11 protein-coding genes and 6 tRNA genes are annotated in these 18,988 nt (G+C 52.5%); 8 read left to right on the forward strand and 9 right to left on the reverse strand.

The genetic code is table 11. The annotated features are described in order from the left end of the window. Window positions 1-124 precede the first annotated feature (124 nt). From MT343_RS07175 to MT343_RS07190, 4 genes are all read left to right on the forward strand, one after another. Window positions 125-1,342 carry a YCF48-related protein gene (locus tag MT343_RS07175; RefSeq protein WP_145469455.1) on the forward strand — a complete coding sequence of 406 codons (1,218 nt, stop codon included), beginning with the start codon at window positions 125-127 and terminating at the stop codon, window positions 1,340-1,342. Between the two features lie 2 nt (window positions 1,343-1,344). After that, on the forward strand, window positions 1,345-3,828 hold the full coding sequence (locus MT343_RS07180; protein WP_145469456.1) for an efflux RND transporter permease subunit: 2,484 nt from the start codon (window positions 1,345-1,347) through the stop codon (window positions 3,826-3,828). Window positions 3,829-3,916: 88 nt separating this feature from the next. Then, window positions 3,917-4,717: a hypothetical protein gene (locus tag MT343_RS07185; protein ID WP_145469457.1), complete on the forward strand. Its 801-nt coding sequence runs from the start codon at window positions 3,917-3,919 to the stop codon at window positions 4,715-4,717. Window positions 4,718-4,845: 128 nt separating this feature from the next. Continuing rightward, complete coding sequence (locus MT343_RS07190; protein WP_145469458.1) at window positions 4,846-5,898, forward strand: AraC family transcriptional regulator; 1,053 nt, start codon at window positions 4,846-4,848, stop codon at window positions 5,896-5,898. A 359-nt stretch (window positions 5,899-6,257) separates the two neighbouring features. Here MT343_RS07190 and MT343_RS07195 read toward each other — a convergent pair. The 8 genes from MT343_RS07195 to MT343_RS07230 form a co-directional block, all read right to left on the reverse strand. Further along, window positions 6,258-6,334 (reverse strand) — tRNA-Asp (locus MT343_RS07195). A 37-nt stretch (window positions 6,335-6,371) separates the two neighbouring features. Further along, window positions 6,372-6,447, reverse strand: a tRNA-Val gene (locus MT343_RS07200). A 58-nt stretch (window positions 6,448-6,505) separates the two neighbouring features. After that, window positions 6,506-6,582, reverse strand: a tRNA-Asp gene (locus tag MT343_RS07205). Window positions 6,583-6,607: 25 nt separating this feature from the next. After that, window positions 6,608-6,683: transfer RNA gene (locus tag MT343_RS07210), tRNA-Val, on the reverse strand. A gap of 17 nt (window positions 6,684-6,700) precedes the next feature. Then, window positions 6,701-6,777, reverse strand: a tRNA-Asp gene (locus MT343_RS07215). 43 nt (window positions 6,778-6,820) lie between these two features. Continuing rightward, window positions 6,821-6,896 (reverse strand) — tRNA-Val (locus MT343_RS07220). Window positions 6,897-7,045: 149 nt separating this feature from the next. Then, window positions 7,046-10,195, reverse strand: a complete 3,150-nt coding sequence (locus tag MT343_RS07225; protein WP_145469459.1) for an efflux RND transporter permease subunit — start codon at window positions 10,193-10,195, stop codon at window positions 7,046-7,048. Between the two features lie 3 nt (window positions 10,196-10,198). Continuing rightward, window positions 10,199-11,338 (reverse strand): efflux RND transporter periplasmic adaptor subunit, encoded by a 1,140-nt coding sequence (locus MT343_RS07230; protein WP_145469460.1) that lies wholly within the window; start codon window positions 11,336-11,338, stop codon window positions 10,199-10,201. A 223-nt stretch (window positions 11,339-11,561) separates the two neighbouring features. Here MT343_RS07230 and MT343_RS07235 point away from each other — a divergent pair, with 223 nt between their 5' ends. Both MT343_RS07235 and MT343_RS07240 read left to right on the forward strand, forming a co-directional pair. Continuing rightward, complete coding sequence (locus MT343_RS07235) at window positions 11,562-13,466, forward strand: ATP-binding cassette domain-containing protein (RefSeq protein WP_145469461.1); 1,905 nt, start codon at window positions 11,562-11,564, stop codon at window positions 13,464-13,466. Continuing rightward, the gene (locus MT343_RS07240; RefSeq protein ID WP_145469462.1) at window positions 13,463-13,933 is read left to right on the forward strand and encodes a hypothetical protein; all 471 of its coding nucleotides are present in this window, start codon (window positions 13,463-13,465) and stop codon (window positions 13,931-13,933) included. Before MT343_RS07235 ends, MT343_RS07240 begins: the two co-directional genes overlap by 4 nt. A gap of 83 nt (window positions 13,934-14,016) precedes the next feature. Here the strand turns inward: MT343_RS07240 and MT343_RS07245 are convergent, their stop codons facing one another. Further along, window positions 14,017-14,808, reverse strand: coding sequence for a hypothetical protein (locus tag MT343_RS07245; RefSeq protein WP_145469463.1), 792 nt, complete (start codon window positions 14,806-14,808; stop codon window positions 14,017-14,019). 489 nt (window positions 14,809-15,297) lie between these two features. Between MT343_RS07245 and fadB the strand changes: the two genes are divergently transcribed. Further along, a complete protein-coding gene (fadB, locus tag MT343_RS07250; protein WP_145469537.1) occupies window positions 15,298-17,445 on the forward strand; it encodes a fatty acid oxidation complex subunit alpha FadB in 2,148 nt (715 codons plus the stop codon). A gap of 24 nt (window positions 17,446-17,469) precedes the next feature. Next, window positions 17,470-18,645, forward strand: coding sequence for an acetyl-CoA C-acyltransferase FadA (fadA, locus tag MT343_RS07255; RefSeq protein ID WP_145469464.1), 1,176 nt, complete (start codon window positions 17,470-17,472; stop codon window positions 18,643-18,645). Window positions 18,646-18,988 lie beyond the last annotated feature (343 nt).

The raw sequence follows: 18,988 nt of genomic DNA on the forward strand, positions 1-18,988 counted from the left end.
TGTATTTAAGGGTCAAAACAGACGATTTTCCCCTTACATTCTGTAACAACTGGACGTTAGTCAATGATAAATCAGTCGGCTAGACTAGCCGCCTTCCGACATTACTATAAAAACGGAGCTCCTTATGTTTTCTGATTTGGTTCAGTCTTACGCTCGTGCTACGGGAAGAGCGCTGGCGATGGGCTTTACCCGGGTTGGGTTGATTCTTGGCGTACTGCTAAGCGCAGTTTCAGCTCAGGCAGCCTGGCAGGACCCTCTTAATACCCCGGCTTTACAGACTCAGCGTGCCCATCAGACGCTGTTACTTGATGTTGTCCGGGCAGACCGCCGTCTTGTTGCCGTGGGGTCGCATGGTCATATTGTCTATTCCGACGATGACGGCTTAACCTGGGCCCAGGCCAGAGTGCCGGTATCGGTCACCCTGACGGCTGTGTATTTCCCATCCGGTGATTACGGCTGGGCGGTTGGTCACGATGGTGTCATTCTGCACTCATCAGATGCCGGTAAGACCTGGGTTAAACAGTTCGATGGCTATCAGGCCAATACCGCCATTGTTGCTGCAGCAACCAAATCAAAACAGCGTGCCAAAGATCGTCTCGAAGCGGCTGAAGCGGCCGGCGATGATGTTGCCATTGAAGAAGCTGAAATGGCTTTGGAAACCGCAACCTATGGTCTGCAGGATGCCCAGTACGATCAGAGCACAGGCTCTACCAAACCTTTCCTGGATGTGTGGTTCTACGATGCCAAGCGCGGTTACGCCGTTGGTGCTTATGGCATGTTTTTCTACACCCTGGATGGCGGTACGACCTGGGAAGACGTGTCTTCACGCTTACCGAATCCTGATCGCCTCCACCTGAATGCAATTTCCATGGTAGGCCCGCGCTCTCTGGCGATGATTGGCGAAATGGGCATGATCCTGCGTTCCGATGATCTGGGCCAGAGCTGGCACAGCATGGACTCTCCGTATGAAGGTTCACTGTTCGGTCTGATTGCCGCCGGCGATAAGCAGATTATGTTTGGTCTCCGTGGTCACGTCTTCAGTTCTGTTGATGGTGGCATCAGCTGGGATGAAAAAGCCACAGGCAGTGAGCAGACGTTACTGTCCGGCACTATTGGCCGTAAGCATACTTTGCTGGTCGGCAATGGTGGTTCAGTGGTGATTTTTGATGCTCAGATGCAGAATCCAAAAGCATCGATTCTGGAAGGGCGCAAAGCCTTTGCAGCGGTTGCGGAAGCATCAGACGGTAACTTTATTATTGTTGGCGAGGCGGGTGTTAAGCGCCTTAATGCTGCCGGCGAGTTAATTGATCAGAGCATTAGCATGGCGGCGGGAGATTTTTAATCATGGCTGAACAACAGCACCATTTTTCTACAGAGCCGGAACATTACATCCTGTCGAAAGAGACAGAGCCGGCTTTAGAACGCATTCTGTTTAATAACCGCATGCTGGTTATGATTGTCCTGGGTCTGCTGACCCTGCTGTTTGCCTATGGTCTGACCAAGGTAAAACTGGACTCCAGCATCGAGAAATACATTCCGCTGAACCACACCTTTATCCAGAATTTTCTGGTACATAAAGATGACATGAAGAGCGGTGTCGCCAATGTGAAGATTTCGATCGAAGCACTTGAGGGCGATATTTTTACTAAAGACTATATGGAAACCCTGAGCAAAATTAACGATGAAGTATTCTTCGTTAAAGGGGTTGACCGTTCCGGTATGCAGTCTTTGTGGACGCCGAATACCCGCTGGACGGAAGTAACGGAAGAGGGCTTCCAGGGTGGACCGGTTATTCCGAGTACCTATGATGGTGGCCCGGAAAGCCTGGAACAGGTTCGTCAGAACGTACTGAAGTCTGGCCAGGTTGGACGTCTGGTATCAAACGATTTCCGCTCATCCATTATTGACGTACCGCTGGTTGAATACGATCCGGAAACCGGTGCCAAGCTGAGTTACCAGAAGTTCTCCCAGGACCTGGAAGATAAAATCCGCGCCAAATACAGCAACGATAAATACCGCGTGTACATCACCGGTACGCCGAAGAAACTGGGTGATTTGCTGGATGGTGCAAAGTCCATCGTTTACTTCTTCCTGGCGGCGATGGCGATGACTGCCATTCTGCTGTACCTGTATTCGCGTTGCCCGAAAGGTACGCTGGTTCCTATTATTGCATCGCTGATTGCTGTGGTATGGCAGTTGGGTGCACTGGCGCTGATGGGTTACACCGTTGACCTGTACTCGGTACTGGTACCTTTCCTGGTGTTTGCGATTGGTATCAGTCACGCGGTACAGATTATTAATGGTATCGCCATTGAATCCGGTAAAGGTGCCGACAAACTGCAGGCTGCCCGCCAGGCATTCCGTGGTTTGTATGTACCGGGCATGCTTGCTCTGTTAAGTGATGCGATGGGCTTCCTGACGCTGCTGTTTATTGATATCGGCGTAATTCAGGAACTGGCGATTGCTGCAAGTATCGGTGTGGCGATGATTATCGTTACTAACCTGGTATTGCTGCCGATTGTGATGTCCTTTATCGGTATCAGCGAAGCCGGTGTGCGTCACGCCAAGAAAACCGAAAAATCCGAGCCGAAACTGTGGAAGGCAATGTCTTATTTTGCCAGCCCGAAGGTGGCGCCGATTCCTATTGTGATTGCCATTGTGATGGCTGTATTCGGCTATCAGATGAGCCAGGGCCTGAAAATCGGTGATCTGGATAAAGGTGCGCCAGAATTACGTGCTGACTCGCGCTACAACCTTGATAACGACTTTATGGTGTCCAACTACTCAACCAGTTCTGATGTTCTGGTGGTGATGGTTGAAACCGCTAAAGAGCAGTGCAACAGCTTCAAGGTAATGGACGCCGTGGATCGCTTTATGTGGTACATGGAAAACGTACCGGGTGTGCAGTCAACAACCTCGCTGGTCACCGTATCGAAGCTGGTTACCAAAGCGATGAACGAAGGCAACCTGAACTGGTCAGCACTGTCGCGTAACCAGACCATTCTGAATACCTCTATTCAGCGTGCGCCAAGCAGTCTGCTGAATCCTAACTGCTCTATGGCACCGGTTATTGTTTACCTGAATGACCATAAAGCAGAGACTCTGGAAACCGCCGTCGCGGCTGTAGAGGAATTTAAAGCGCAGTACGACGACAATATTGACGAAAAATATTTCGGCTACACCATTGCCGAAATTGAACAGGCAATTGCGGATAAAGAAATCGATTCTGTACCGGTGCGTTTCCAGCTGGCATCCGGTAACGCCGGTATCGAAGCGGCTACCAATCAGGTAATCGCCGATGCGCAGGATACGATGCTGATCTTCGTTTACGTTGTGGTCTTTGTGCTGTGTTTCATGACCTTCCGCTCGTTCACTGCGGTGGCCTGTATTCTGATTCCGCTGGCGCTGACTTCGGTGCTGAGCCAGGCGCTGATGACCTATCTGGGTATCGGTGTGAAAGTAGCGACGCTGCCGGTAATTGCACTGGGTGTGGGTATTGGTGTCGACTACGGCATTTATATTTACAGCCGTCTGGAAGTGATGCTTATTGCCGGTAAGACCTTGCAGGAAGCTTTCCTGGAAACACTGAAATCTACCGGTAAGGCGGTAAGTTTCACCGGTATTACCCTGGCAATTGGTGTGGCAACCTGGATTCTGTCCCCGATTAAATTCCAGGCCGATATGGGTATTCTGCTGACCTTTATGTTCCTGTGGAACATGCTGGGTGCCTTGATTCTGCTGCCGGCTCTGGCGCATTATCTGCTCAGCCCGAAACGCATTATTGCCCGTCATAAAGCCCGCCACGGAGATATTCCTCCGGCTGGCTGAGTGGCAAAAAATTAAAACGGTGGCGCTGCCACCGTTTTTTTTGTCTTTTTTCTTTCAGGGACACAGACATAAAAAGAAGGAAACAGAAATGAAAAGCCCTTTAGGATTAAGTGCCGATCTGCCTGTGGCTGATCTGGTAAGCGAAGCGGTTGCCTTGCTCTGGTCAAAGCGCGCAGCGGTGATCAAAATGTTTTTGCCAGCCATGTTAATTCTGGCACTGGTTGACTGGAGCAGCTCAACCTTTCTGGCCGAGAATAACTATGCTGGCCAGTTTGGCTTCCTGATTGTTTCGATTTTGCTGAGCGTGGTGTTTGCCACGTCTTGCCATCGTTTTACGCTGCTGCCACAGGATAAATGGGACGCCAATGCACTGCACGGTATGAGACGGGAAGAGTTCCGTTATCTGCTGCGGGGCTTGTTGTTGGGGGTTATTGGCGCGGTGGTTTTTTTCTGCACCATGCTGGTTGCCATGCTGTTTATCGGTCAGGAGGAAGCCTGGTTAGGGGCCGTGGCCGGCGTTCTGCCAGCGCTTTATATCTGGTCGCGGCTTTCGATTACTTTACCGGAGCTGGCTCTGGGGCAGAAAAGTGATCTTAAACGCGCCTGGTCATTAAGTGAGGGTAATGGCTCGCGTCTTGTGTTGGTGGTATTTATTGTGCCTATTGCTCTGGCGTCGCCTTTTTTAGCCTTATTTATGCTGGATCACTCTGTACTGAGCTATGTGGCAGCGTTCGGCACTTATATTACCAGTCTGATTTCGCTGGTGATGTTGTCGCTGTCTTACCGTTTTCTGCTGGATTTTTATGAACCACAGGCCGCTGAGAATGAGCAGGAATATCAGCCTGCTGAGACCTCCGTGAAACAACAGGATAGCGGGTTTGATGCCTGACCCTTTGCCTGCTTCTGAAACCTGCTTTGGCAGGTTTTTTTATGTCTGCGTTTTAGGCTGCTGCAGGCTTTGCGTGCGGCAGCAGGGCCAGTGATAATGCCTTTTTATTTTAATAACAGAAAAAGACGATGAGACTCGGTGATATTTCGGTGGCTTATGTGGAGCTGATGGCGCGTGCGGTGGAAGTAACCGGTGCCCGGCCTCAGGCTGTATTGGCTCAGTATCAGCTGGATGAGATAAAGCTGGCATCACCGGATGCACGTATCAGCATTCCGCGTTTTATGCGTATGGGGCATGCCTGTATTCAGGAATTTTCAATGCCCTGGCTGGGACTGGAGATGGGCCGTCTGACATCACCTCCGGCGATGGGCCTGGCGGGTTTGCTGGCACAGAGTGCCGCGGATATCCGCAGTGCCTGCAGGGCGCTGACCGAGTATGAATTATTGTCGAGCTTTAACGCCCGTGGCCGTTCGCAGTTTCTGCTGGAAAAGGGCAGGGGCGTTGCGCAGTTTTATTCCATCAGTCCGTATAACGAATACAACCTGTTTGTCGTTGATTCGGTATTGTCAGGCTGGAACCGCTTTATGCAACTGCTCAGTGGTCGTCATGACTTGCTGGCACGGGTTGAATTTGAATTCTCAGCACCGGCTTATCGGGAGCGTTACAGCGATATTTTTCAGTGCGAGGTTCATTTTGGTGCAGAGCGTAATGCGGTTGTGCTGCATGACTGGGCACTGGATTTACCGGTTCAGCAGCGTTGTGCATCGACGTATTCGGCATTAAAGCAGCTGGCGGACCGCGAGCTGGAACGGGTGCGTCTCGGTTTAACTTTCCGTGAGCTGACAGAGCGTGCCATTGGTCCGCTGTTAAACGGTCAGACGCCAACCCTTGAGCAAGTCGCGCAGCGGCTGAATATGGCGCCCTGGACGGTCAGGCGGCGCTTAACCGATGAAGGGTGCAGTTTTCAGCAGGTATTAAATGATACGCGGCGGGATCTTGCAGTGAGCTATGTGCGGGATACGTCGCTGACTCTGGGTGAAATAGCCTATGTATTAGGCTTCGGATCAGCGACGGCATTTCAGCGGGCATTTAAACGCTGGACTGGCGAGGCGCCAGGGCGTTTCCGCGAACGGTCGGGCAGAGCTTACATCTCTACCGCGTCGTCCACGTCGTCTTCGTAGTCGTCAAAACCGACTTCCAGAAGATCTTCGATGTAGTCAGACATAACTACCTCCATGTTCAGGATTATTGTTGTGGTTGTTTTACGTTAAGCACACCCTGTGCCAGAACGTACAACTGTCAGCGCTTCTTCAGAGCATGAATCTCTCTTAAAGTTCCTGTGCTCAGATCATTCAGCGCTAAGGCAGGCGTAAGTTAATTCTGTACTGTTACAGCAAGATGAAAACCGATGATTACTAAGAAAGGCAGATCAGGAAGGATACGTGCGAATCGAGCAGAGGAAATCGGAGGATTTTTCAATACCAAGAGTGCGCCAGAGCGAACGATTGGTTGGTACAGCTAAAGTAAAACGTTTTTAAAATGGCGGACTGGACGGGACTCGAACCCGCGACCCCCGGCGTGACAGGCCGGTATTCTAACCAACTGAACTACCAGTCCGCTGATACCAATCTTAAAGACCGCTCTTTAAGAATGATGGTGGGTGATGACGGGATCGAACCGCCGACCCTCTGCTTGTAAGGCAGATGCTCTCCCAGCTGAGCTAATCACCCAAATGTGTCACTAAATTTTGTCACTTAACTGCAATCATTACCTGTCAGGGTAATGAAATGGCGGACTGGACGGGACTCGAACCCGCGACCCCCGGCGTGACAGGCCGGTATTCTAACCAACTGAACTACCAGTCCACTCTGTATCATTCCAGAGGAATGATGGTGGGTGATGACGGGATCGAACCGCCGACCCTCTGCTTGTAAGGCAGATGCTCTCCCAGCTGAGCTAATCACCCAAATTCTGTATGAAAAATGGCGGACTGGACGGGACTCGAACCCGCGACCCCCGGCGTGACAGGCCGGTATTCTAACCAACTGAACTACCAGTCCATATTTTCATACGATCCTTACGGATCATTCACTTGTGCAGCTTTGGTGGGTGATGACGGGATCGAACCGCCGACCCTCTGCTTGTAAGGCAGATGCTCTCCCAGCTGAGCTAATCACCCCCTGCAAAGTGAGTGGGCATTCTACTCACGCGGATCTTTATGTCAACGCTATTTCTGAGATTTTTTTGATTTTTTTCAGTAACTTGCGGAAATTCTTCAAAAAATCGGCCGGTGTCCGGAAAGACACCAGCCGATTGTATAAAGCCTGATCAGGCTGAGGGTTGAGTACTGCTTTCACTGATGACAGGCATTTGCCGTGCCTGCAGATGACGTTTTTCCCCCAGAACCAGTAAACAGGGCGTCAGAATCAGCGTCAGTACCGTGGCAAAGGTCAGGCCACCGGCAATGGCCGTCGACAGCTGCGTCCACCACTGTGACGACGGTGCGCCTACCGTAAAGTGCTGGTTGAGCAGGTCGATATTCCACTGCATCACCATCGGCAGTAGACCAATAACGGTGGTAACCGCCGTCAGTAATACCGGACGCAGGCGCTGGGCACCGGTACGCAGAGCGGCATCAACCGGGTCGAGTCCCTGACGTATAAGCACGTTGTAGGTGTCGATCAGAACGATATTGTTGTTCACCACAATACCGGCCAGGGCAATTACACCGACGCCGCTCATCACAATGCCAAATGGCTCACCGCGGATCATCAGACCAATCAGTACACCAACAATGGACAGAATGATGGCACTCATAATCAGACCGGCCTGATAGAAGCTGTTGAACTGAGTCACCAGAATGGTAGCCATCAGGAACAGGGCAATTCCGAAGGCCTTGCCGAGGAAGGCACCGGTTTCGCCCATTTGCTCAAAGTCGCCACGGAAGCGGGGCTCGACACCGGCACCACGCCAGTCGAGGTCTTTGATTTTTTCACTGAGCTGCTGGATCTTTTCCGTTGCGTTCACGCCTTCGGTGACGTTGGCGGTTAAGCGATAGCGGCGCTTACCATCAATACGCACAATATCGCCCGATTTCGGCACGGCGTTACGCTGCATAAAGTTGCTGACCGGCACCAGGCCATAAGGCGTGCTGATATTAAAGGCTTCAAACTGATCAATGCTGCGGGTCTGCAGCGGATAGCGCAGCAGAATCTCAACTTCGTCATCACTGAAATCCGGCTGGAAGGTGCCGACTTTCTGGCCGCCGGTAATCATGCGGATCATGGCGCCGGTGCTGGCGATATCCGTGCCGTAGCGGGTGGCCTCTTCGCGGTCAATCTGCAGTTGCCATTCAATGCCTTCCAGCGGCCGGTCGTCGCGCACGTCTTTCAGTTCCGGGTCTGCATTAAAGATGGCTTTTACTTCTTCCAGCAGAGGCACCATGGCTTCATTGCTGGCGGCGGTAAACTGCAGCTGGATATCGGCGCCGGCAGCCGGGCCACCTTCTTTTTTCTGCGTTTCAATAATGATGCCGGCAATATCGGCGGTGCGGTGTTCAATGTCGGCCAGAATCTGGTTGGCGGAGCGGCGATGCTCCCAGTTCACCAGTTCGATCTGAATGCGGCCAATCACATCGGCAGCGGAATCCGAAGGCGCTTTGACAAAGGTGGCGGTATACAGCGACTGAATTTCGGCCATATCGAAAATGCGTTTTTCCACCTGCTGTACCAGTTCTTCACGCTCAAGCAGCGACAGGTTGCCGCGCGCACGGACATCGACCAGGCCGATATCGGCATCCACATCGGGGAAAAACTCGACGCCGTGTCCCAGTGAGCCATACAGCACGAAGGAGCCAATCAGGGCCGCAATCGCCATACCCAGCACCTGCAGCGGGTGTTTCAGAGCTTTCGACAGCAGGCGAATATAACCGCCGGTAAAGCCTTTCAGCTCGTCGAAGCGGCCTTGTTCGGCGGCTTCGATGGCGCTCAGGGCACCGTTGTTATGATGACCATCCTTTCCCATAACAGCGCCAATGGTCGGCACCACAATCAACGCCATAATCAGCGAAGCGGTGAGGGTGTAAAGCAGGGTGAGCGGCAGGAATTTCATAAATTCGCCGGTGGTGCCGGGCCAGAACAGCAGCGGCAGAAAGACTGCCAGGGTCGTGGCTGTCGAGGCGATAATTGGCCAGGCCATGCGCTTGGCCGCTTCGCTGTAAGCCTGCAGTTTGGTCGCGCCTTCGGCCAGGCGCCGGTCGGCAAACTCGGTCACAACGATGGCGCCGTCAACCAGCATGCCGACGGACAGAATCAGCGAGAACAGCACCACCATATTCAGGGTGTAGCCCATCATGCTGAGCACAATCAGCGCCATCAGAAAAGCACCGGGAATGGCCATGCCGACCATCAGCGAACTGCGCAGACCCAGACTGCCGAGCACCAGGATCATCACCAGTAATGTTGCTACCAGAACGTTATTGAACAGATCGTTGAGCATGTCTTTGATCTGTACCGATTCGTCCTGGGTTACACCCACATCAATACCAGCCGGCCAGTAGGGCTTCACTTCATTAATGATGCCTTTTACCTGATCAAGGGTGTCGATGATGTTGGAGCCGATGCGCTTTTTGATCTCCAGCGTGACGGCGGGTTTGCCATTTACCCGGGCGGCATTTTTACGGTCTTTGTAGGCCAGGCGGCCCACCGCAATATCCTGAAACAGCACCACGGTATCGCCATCGGCTTTGACCGGTAGTTTGAGAATGTCGGGAATATTTTCAATCAGGCCGGGCACCTTGACGCCAAAACGTCCGGCGCCGGTGTCCAGATCCTCGCTGGCGACCAGCTGGTTGTTATTGCCAACCAACCGGGCCAGGTCGTTAAACGACAGGTTGTAGTTATCCATGCGCGCCGGGTCGACGATGATCTCGGCGATTTCGTCACGCTTACCCTGAATCGTGGCTTCGAGTACGCCGGGCAGGGCTTCGAGACGATCCTGCAGATCTTCGGCCACGGCATAGAGTGCAGACTCATTCACTTCACCGGACAGGGTCACCACCATCACCGGAAACAGGGCGACGTTGATTTCTTTTACCTTGGGTTCTTTGCTGTCGGTGGGCAACTCACCTTTGGCGTCATCCACTTTCTGGCGGACATCGAGCAGGGCCTGATCAATATTTACGTCGGTGTAAAACTCCAGCGTGATCGACAGATGACCACTGGTGGCGGTAGACACCATTTCTTTCAGCCCGTCGAGGGAGCGCAGCTCCTTTTCCAGCGGCTTGTAAATCAGGGCGTCGGCGTCTTCGGGGGCGATCCCATCGTGCACCACCGAGACATAAACAAAAGGAACGGTAATATCCGGGTTACTTTCTTTCGGAATCGTGATCAGCGTGGCAATACCCACCAACGCAATCAGGCAAAACAGCATCAGTACCGTGCGTGAACGCTGCAGGGATGCATCAATCAGCGAATTCATACCTTACCCCGCACTTAAGGCAGTGGCGTCAGCGTCGTCTTTGGGCGCTTCCGGCTGGGCACTGATTTCGGTGTCTTGCATATAGACGGGCTCAACCTGCTGACCGTATTCCACAAAGCCCTGACCAACGGTGATGATGTTGGCCTCAGAGCCCAGACCGTAAACCCAGATGCCTTTGTTATCGGCTTTTAAAAGATTAACGCCGCGGAATACCACGCGGTTTTGCTCATCAATACCTTTCAGCCCCAGCTGGCCTTCATCGTCCAGAATCAGCAATGCCGGAGAGATAAAGTAGGCGTAGGTCGCTGGTTGCGGAATATGCAGCTTGGCGGTCAGGCCGCTGGTCATACTGCCGCCCGGATTACTGATTTCCAGCTCCAGCGGGAAAGTGCGGGTTTTGGCATCGGCTTCGGCCGCGATAAAGCGGACACGGCCATCGACGCGGTCGCCATTGATCAGCTCAGCAAAACCGGTGTCGCCGATATTAATGTCGGCGGCGTCGCGTTCGGACACCTGGCCTTTTACCAGAAATGGAGTGAAATCGAGCACGGTCAGCAAAGGAGAGCTGTCTTTGACGAAATCGCCGATCTCAACCATGCGCTGGTCAACAATACCGGTAAAAGGGGCGCGGATTTTGGTGGCATTGAGCTGAATACGGGCGTTGGTCAGCTCAGCTTCGGCATTGGCCAGCGCAGTGGCAGCCTGTGCCAGCTGTGATTCGTTGGCCAGGCCGCGTTCACTCAGCTGGCGGGCGCTGCGGGCTTCCAGCTGGCGTTGTTGCAGATTGGCTTCCGCCTGTTTTACCCGTGCCGGCCAGTCGCGGGCATCCAGTTCCAGCAGCAGCTCACCTTCTTTAACAGCGGCACCTTTGTCTTTATGGATAGCAATCACTTTGCCGCGGATTTCTGATTTCAGTTCAACCCGGCGGTTGGCAGCCGTATGAGCAGAAATAGTGATGTCGCGATTAACCAGCTCACCTTTCATCCGCTCAACCTGAACACGTGTCAGGCCACTGTCCATCACCAGTGGGCGTGGATTTTCAAATGGGGCGTCGTCGGACAAGGAGCCGGCTCCCATCCAGATGAAAAAAGCCAGGGCGATGATCAGAGCGGCAATATGTCCCTGATTCAGATGTATTGTCATTATTATGTACCGGTTATGAGAACGAAATGCACAAAGGGCAACGGAGCTGTTTAACGGTTGCCGATAGCAGATGCAATAGCCTTTTTTGCAAATCCATTTAAAACAGACTGTCTTTTATCTGGGACAAACGTTGCTTTTCCATTGGACCGGGTTCTGGCCGCGCGGTGATGGCGCTTCCTCTGTATACTGTCGGCCTTTTCTCCGGCGGTAAGGTTAAGGCTCCATGGTATTAGTGCGTTTGAAACAGGCTGAGCTGGCGTTTGGCGATCACGTTCTGCTCGATAAGGTCGATCTTGATATTCAGAGCGGCGAGCGTCTGTGTGTGGTTGGCCGCAATGGCGAAGGTAAATCGACGCTGCTGAAAATTCTTAACCGTCAGGTACAGCCGGATGATGGCCGGGTGGAATACCGCGATCTGCTGCGTGTCAGCGCCCTGCAGCAGGAACTGCCGCAGACCACACATACGCCGGTCTACGATGTAATTGCCGAAGGGCTGGGGGATGTTGGTCTGGCAATAGCCCAGTACCATGATGAAAGCGCTAAAGGCGCGGATGCTGACCTGAAAAAACTGGAGCAGCTGCAAACCCGTATCGAAGCCGCCGATGGCTGGCGCTGGCAACAGAAAGTGGAAGCCATTATCCAGAAGCTGAATCTGCCCGGCGAGTCGATGTTTTCTGAACTGTCTGGTGGTTGGCAGCGCCGGGTGATGCTGGCCCGGGCTTTAGTTGTCGAGCCGGATCTGCTGATCCTCGACGAGCCAACCAACCATATGGACGTGGCCACCATCGAATGGCTGGAAGAGCAGCTGAAGCAGTTCAACGGCGCACTGGTCTTTATCAGTCACGACCGGGCTTTTGTACAGAATCTGGCGACCCGTATTGTTGAACTTGATCGTGGCCACCTGTATCAGTGGCAGGGCGACTACCTGAGCTTTGTTGAATACCGCGAGAAACGCCTGGAAGACGAAGCCACCCAGAACGCCTTATTCGATAAGCGCCTGAGCGAAGAAGAAAAGTGGATTCGCCAGGGCGTTAAAGCGCGTCGTACCCGTAATGAAGGCCGGGTTGAGCGGTTAAAAGAAATGCGCAAAGAGCGCAAGGCCCGCCGTGAAGTGCAGGGCAGTGCCAATATCAGCATGAATGCTGCGGAATCTTCCGGTAAGCAGGTATTTGAAATCGAACATCTGACCTACGCCTGGAAAGATGTGATGCAGGTGAACGATTTCTCCACCACAGTGATGCGCGGTGACCGCATCGGCCTGATTGGCCCCAACGGCGTGGGTAAGAGTACGCTGCTGAAATTATTGCTGGGCAAGCTTGAGCCGCAGTCGGGCACCATTAAATGTGGTACCAGACTTGAAGTTGCTTATTTTGATCAGGCCCGCCATCAGCTGGACGAAGAAAAATCCATTGCCGATAACGTCGCCGATGGTAAGGATCAGGTCGAAGTGAATGGCCAAAGCCGTCATATCATTGGTTACCTGGGCGACTTTCTGTTTGCCCCGGCGCGGGCACGTACGCCGGTTAAAGCTTTGTCCGGTGGGGAGCGTAACCGCGTGCTGTTGGCCAAGTTATTCCTGAAACCCTGCAACCTGCTGGTGATGGATGAGCCGACCAACGATCTGGACGTGGAAACTCTGGAGCTTCTGGAAGAGCGTCTGATGGAATATAAGGCCACGCTGCTGCTGGTCAGCCATGACCGGGCCTTTATCGATAACGTGGTTACGCAGTTGTGGGTGTTCGGTGAAAACGGCGTGATCGACGAGCAGGTTGGTGGTTACTCCGACTGGCAGGAACGGATGAAAGCCCGCGCCACACAGGCCAGCAGCGCACCAGCTGGCGCCAGTGAAAAAGCCGTTAAAAAAGATGAGCCGGCCTCAGCTATCGCGCCGGCAGAGCCAAAGAAAAAGCTGTCGTACAAACTGCAACGCGAACTGGATCTGCTGCCTGAACAGATTGCCGCAGCGGAAACGAAGCGCGATGCGCTGGCTGCTCAGACTGCTGATGGCAATTTTTACAGTGGTGACGCTGCACAGGTTCAGGCCGTGCTGGCCCAGCTGGCAGATGCCGAAGCAGCGCTCGAAGCTCTGGAAGAACGCTGGCTGGAGCTGGAGGAAATGACCTTATGATCTGGCTGATTGTGGTGGCCGTAGCCCTGTCTCTGTTTGGCTCCATCATCTGGCTGAAACCCAGCCCACGCGATACCCGTCTGGCGGCCTTGCGTTTTGAAGCCATCCGCAGTGGTTTGCAGGTACGCAGCTTTACCTTTAAACCGGACGCAGCCAAAACCGGTATCCGCGATGACATCCCCGGTACCAGCTATACGCTGTTACGGCGCGGTAAGCAGCAGGGCGGGGATCTTAAATTCCGTGTCGTGGGTCAGGCGGGCTGGGACAATGAAGGCTTGCCCGAAGGGCTGAGCTGGCATAACCATGGCAGTGCGGCCGATGCTGAACTGATCAGCCGTATGTTGCCACAGCTGCAGGATAACCTGCTGATGCTGGAGGTGTACGACAACCGCGTGACGCTGATGGCGGCTGAAAACAAAACGGCCAGTGCTGCAGCCTATCAGCATTTTATGGAAGCGTTTTTTTAAGCGCTTTTTTAAGCGATTCGGCACAATAAAAAGCCCGCACTGAGCGGGCTTTTTATATGGCGTGTAGCCGCTATCGGCAACGCTTACTGGAACATCGACTCCAGCTCTTCCAGATGCTCAATGATACGGTCGTTATAGCTGACAACCAGAAACGGTACGGTGTTCTCGTTGTAATTCTTGATGCGCTCTTCCATAAAGCGCCATTTGCTTTTAACACTGCCCATCAGCACTTCGGTCTTCTGTGATTTGATCATGCCTTCCAGCTCAGTCAGCTGTTGCTGAAAATCTTCGGCCATTTCGGTCAGGGTGCGGGAGTAGTTGCCCATAAATACCTGGCCCAGGTTGGTCGTACCGCGGGCGGCATACTGGGAGGTGATTTCTTCCATCAGTAAGGCAAGATCGCGGGCTTTCTGCACGATTGGGCTGGGCTTAATGCCACTGCTTTGTTCCAGCTTGCTGTAGGCATCCGATGCCTTATTCACAATTTCCATGCTCTTACGGCCCATTTCATCGACCAGACGGACGTTGGGATAGCCCTGCTTCAGCATGTCGTTGCGGTTAATCATCATCAGCTCAGACAGCTTCTTCCAGTCGGCATCAATGCTGGCAACACTGTCGCCCATGCCGTTGATGGAAGCCAGCTGGCGGGCACTGGTCAGGCTGTCATTGAATTTCTTCATGCTCTGATCAATACGGCGCTCGTATTTACTGTCGGCATCCAAACCAGAAAACATATAAAAGTTGGTGACGGCGTTGGTTGCGGCAAGGCGCATATGTTGTAAATCGGTCAGTAATTGCTGTGGGGTCGCGAGTGCGGCCTGGCTCAGTAACAACAGAACCACCAGTCGTGCGGTGTTGAAGGCTAGACGCATCATGTTTTCTTCTTTTTGTTTTAGATAGTTGTCGTGAAAGAATTACATCCTTTCCGCAAGGAGTGTATGAGATAGGCCATTTTATCCCTATAGGACATTACAAACTGTAACAAAAATGAACAAAAAGTAGCTTAATGCGCCAGGATAGGGCGGTGGTTGTCTGTGGTCTCGTACCCGTGACCGGGTTCCTGCCCGGCAGAATAACTTCCACCTGTCAGGTGATCGTCTTTCAACACGAATGACCCTTTACCTGCTAAAATAGCGCCGTTCAGGATCGTGGTTTGTGCAGAAAATAAGCAGCATGCCCGTCAATTCCTGCTTCTCTATTGACTTTCCAACCGCTTTCCCCGAATGTGTGCCACTCAGATTCAAACGCTCGTATGAATTGTTCGTTTTATGAACATCAGCGGGCGTTGTTTCACCAACAGGCAGAATGCTGATTCGCCTCCGGGCAGATCAGTCAATAGCTAACCACCATGTGGAGATCAGTTGATGATTTACGAAGGTAAAGCCATCACGGTAAATTTGATCGAAGACGGCATCGCCGAATTGAAATTCGATCTGCAAGGCGACTCTGTTAACAAGTTTAACCGCGTTACTTTGGAAGACCTGAAGGCAGCAGTTGAAGCGATTCAAGGCAACAGCGACGTTAAAGGCGTTTTAGTTACATCTGGTAAAGACGTATTTATCGTCGGCGCGGATATCACCGAATTCGGTGAAGCCTTCAAGCAAAGCGAAGAAGAAATCGTGGCCTGGGGCCTCGAAGCCAACAAAATCTTCTGCGCTATCGAAGATCTGTCCGTTCCTACCCTGACTGCTATTAATGGCATCGCTCTGGGTGGCGGCTTCGAAATGTGTCTGTCTACCGACCTGCGCGTTATGTCTGACAAGGCCAAGATCGGTCTGCCAGAAGTTAAACTGGGTCTGATGCCTGGTTTTGGCGGTACTGTCCGTCTGCCACGTGTTATCGGTGCTGACAATGCGATCGAATGGATCTGCATGGGCGCTGAGAACAAGCCTGAGAAAGCACTGAAAGACGGCGCAGTTGATGCCGTTGTTGCTGCTGACAAACTGAAAGAACAGTCTGTTGCCATGCTGAAAGCCGCCATCGCTGGCGAAATCAACTGGCAGGCCCGTCGTGAAGAAAAAACTTCCAAGCTGAAGCTGAACACGATGGAACAGATGATGGTTTTCGAAACCGCTAAAGGTTTCGTTGCTGGTCAGACCAAAGGTCAGTACCCAGCGCCAATCGTTGCCATCAAATCCATGCAGAAAGCGGCCAATATGGGTCGTGATAAAGCACTGGAAGTGGAAGCCAAAGGCTTTGCACAACTGGCAAAAACTTCTGAAAGCAACGCTCTGATCGGTCTGTTCATGAACGACCAGCTGCTGAAGAAGAAAGCAAAAGAATTCGACAAAGCTGCTAAGCCAACCAATAAAGCTGCTGTGCTGGGCGCTGGCATCATGGGTGGCGGTATTGCCTTCCAGTCTGCGCTGAAAGGCACCCCGATCATGATGAAAGACATCAATGAAGCGGGTATCGAGCTGGGCCTGAACGAAGCGAACAAGCTGCTGGCCAAGCGCGTAGAGCGTAAGAAAATGAAGCCTCTGCAGATGGGTGAAACCCTGAACCGCATCCGTCCTACTCTGTCTTATGCAGAATTCGGCGATGTCGACACTGTGGTTGAAGCGGTTGTTGAAAACCCTAAAGTCAAGAAAATGGTTCTGGCTGAGCTGGAAGACAAAGTTCGCGAAGATGCGATCATCACGTCTAACACTTCTACCATTTCTATCGACCTGCTGGCTGCTGACCTGAAGCGTCCTGAAAACTTCCTGGGTATGCACTTCTTTAACCCTGTGCACATGATGCCACTGGTTGAAGTTATCCGTGGTGCCAAGACTTCTCCTGAAGCTGTGGCCACTGTGGTTGCTTACGCGAAGAAAATGGGTAAAACCCCGATCGTTGTAAACGATTGCCCGGGCTTCCTGGTTAACCGTGTACTGTTCCCTTACTTCGCTGGTTTCGCTGGCCTGGTCCGCGACGGTGCTGACTTCCAGAAAGTCGACAAAGTAATGGAGAAATTCGGTTTCCCAATGGGTCCTGCATACCTGCTGGACGTTGTTGGTATCGATACCGGTGTTCACGCCAACGAAGTAATGGCGGAAGGCTTCCCGGATCGTATGAAGGCTGACTTCAAAACCTCTATGGAAGTGATGTTCGAAAACGAACGTTACGGCCAGAAGAACGGTAAAGGTTTCTACGTTTACGAAACCGATAAGAAAGGCAAGCCGAAGAAAGTTGTTGATCAGACTACTTACGATCTGATCAAGCCAGTGGTTGCTGAAGCGAAAGACTTCGAAGCTGAAGACATCATCGCACGCTGCATGATCCCAATGTGCATCGAGATCGCCCGCTGTCTGGAAGAAGGTATCGTTGATACTCCGGCAGAAGCCGATATGGGTCTGATCTTCGGTATTGGTTTCCCTCCATTCCGTGGTGGTGCGTGCCGTTACATGGATTCCGTTGGTATGGCTGAGTTTGTTGCTCTGTGTGACAAGTACGCCGACCTGGGCAATCTGTACAAACCAACCGCTCGTATGCGTGAAATGGCTGCGAACGGCGAAAGCTACTTCGGTTAATAGGCGCACTAGGAGATTTAAACCATGTCTTACAATCCAAAAGACGTTGTTGTTGTTGATGCAGTGCGCTCACCTATGGGTCGTTCCAAAGGTGGCGTATTCCGCAACGTACGTGCGGAAACCATTTCTGCAAATCTGATCAACGCATTGTTCGAACGTAACCCGGGCGTTAACCCTGCTCTGGTTGAAGACGTTATCTGGGGCTGTGTAAACCAGACTCTGGAACAGGGCTTCAACGTTGCACGTCAGATCGGTCTGCTGACTGTTGTGCCTAAAGAAGCGGGTGCTCAGACTGTTAACCGTCTGTGTGGTTCTGCAATGTCTGCTATCCACACTGCGGCTCAGGCCATTCAGACCGGTAACGGCGATGTATTCGTTGTTGGTGGTGTTGAACACATGGGTCACGTGAACATGCAGCACGGTTTTGACCACAACCCTGAGTCTTCAAAGCACTTCGCTAAAGCATCCAACATGATGGGTCTGACTGCGGAAATGCTGGGCAAAATGCACGGTATTACCCGTCAGCAGCAGGATGAGTTCGCCGCGCGTTCTCACCGTCTGGCTCACAAAGCGACTCTGGAAGGCAAGTTCAAGAACGAAATCGTTCCGATGTACGGCCACGATGCTGAAGGCAAACAGATTCTGGTAACCGAAGACGAAACTATCCGTCCGGAAACCACTGTTGAAAGCCTGGGTAACCTGCGTCCTGCTTTCGATCCTAAGAGCGGTACCGTAACTGCCGGTACTTCTTCTCAGATCACCGATGGTGCATCAGCCATGCTGCTGATGAGCTACGAGAAAGCAATGGAACTGGGCCTCAAGCCACGTGCCCGTATCATTGGTATGGCGGTTGCCGGTGTTGATGCAGCGATCATGGGTTACGGCCCGGTTCCTGCGACCAAAAAGGCACTGAAGCGCGCTGGTCTGGACGTTACCGATATCGATTACTGGGAGCTGAACGAAGCTTTCGGTGCTCAGTCTCTGCCTTGCATCAAGGATCTGAAACTGACCGAAATCGCTGACAGCCGTGTAAATATTCATGGCGGTGCCATCGCTCTGGGTCACCCGCTGGGTTGTTCCGGTGCGCGTATCTCTACCACTCTGATCAACGTGCTTGAGCAGGAAGGTGGTAAGTACGGTGTGTCTACCATGTGTATTGGTTTAGGCCAGGGTATCGCGACCGTTTGGGAAAGAATGTAACGAACTACTGCGCTCAGCTGACCTTTGTTGAAGACCATTTCGCAATGCTCATGTAGGACTACTACACTCCGCTTGCTCAATGGTCTTCGCCTCGGTCAGCTATCGCTCGTTACGTTCGTATCCGCTGAGTGATACGTAAAAAACCGGCTTCGGCCGGTTTTTTTGTGCCTGCAGGGTTTCGGAATATGACCGCCATGGATGGCGGAAATGCAGATTTTGCAGGAGCAAAAATCTGCCTCGTGTAGGTAACTACACTCCGTTTCCTCAACCACTTTCGCCTTGTCTTACCAGCGCACACAGCACCTGACTACGGTCAGGTAGTTACATGAAAAACCGGCTTCGG

The organism is Venatorbacter sp. C2-1 (assembly GCF_022832715.1).
GTDB classification, from domain to species: domain Bacteria; phylum Pseudomonadota; class Gammaproteobacteria; order Pseudomonadales; family Oceanobacteraceae; genus Venatoribacter; species Venatoribacter alkanivorans.

Coding starts and splice junctions, on each gene's coding strand:
- MT343_RS07175 (WP_145469455.1), top strand. CDS start 125: ATGTTTTCTGATTTGGTTCAGTCTTACGCTCGTGCTACGGGAAGAGCG.
- MT343_RS07180 (WP_145469456.1), top strand. CDS start 1,345: ATGGCTGAACAACAGCACCATTTTTCTACAGAGCCGGAACATTACATC.
- MT343_RS07185 (WP_145469457.1), top strand. CDS start 3,917: ATGAAAAGCCCTTTAGGATTAAGTGCCGATCTGCCTGTGGCTGATCTG.
- MT343_RS07190 (WP_145469458.1), top strand. CDS start 4,846: ATGAGACTCGGTGATATTTCGGTGGCTTATGTGGAGCTGATGGCGCGT.
- MT343_RS07225 (WP_145469459.1), bottom strand. CDS start 10,195: ATGAATTCGCTGATTGATGCATCCCTGCAGCGTTCACGCACGGTACTG.
- MT343_RS07230 (WP_145469460.1), bottom strand. CDS start 11,338: ATGACAATACATCTGAATCAGGGACATATTGCCGCTCTGATCATCGCC.
- MT343_RS07235 (WP_145469461.1), top strand. CDS start 11,562: ATGGTATTAGTGCGTTTGAAACAGGCTGAGCTGGCGTTTGGCGATCAC.
- MT343_RS07240 (WP_145469462.1), top strand. CDS start 13,463: ATGATCTGGCTGATTGTGGTGGCCGTAGCCCTGTCTCTGTTTGGCTCC.
- MT343_RS07245 (WP_145469463.1), bottom strand. CDS start 14,808: ATGATGCGTCTAGCCTTCAACACCGCACGACTGGTGGTTCTGTTGTTA.
- fadB (WP_145469537.1), top strand. CDS start 15,298: ATGATTTACGAAGGTAAAGCCATCACGGTAAATTTGATCGAAGACGGC.
- fadA (WP_145469464.1), top strand. CDS start 17,470: ATGTCTTACAATCCAAAAGACGTTGTTGTTGTTGATGCAGTGCGCTCA.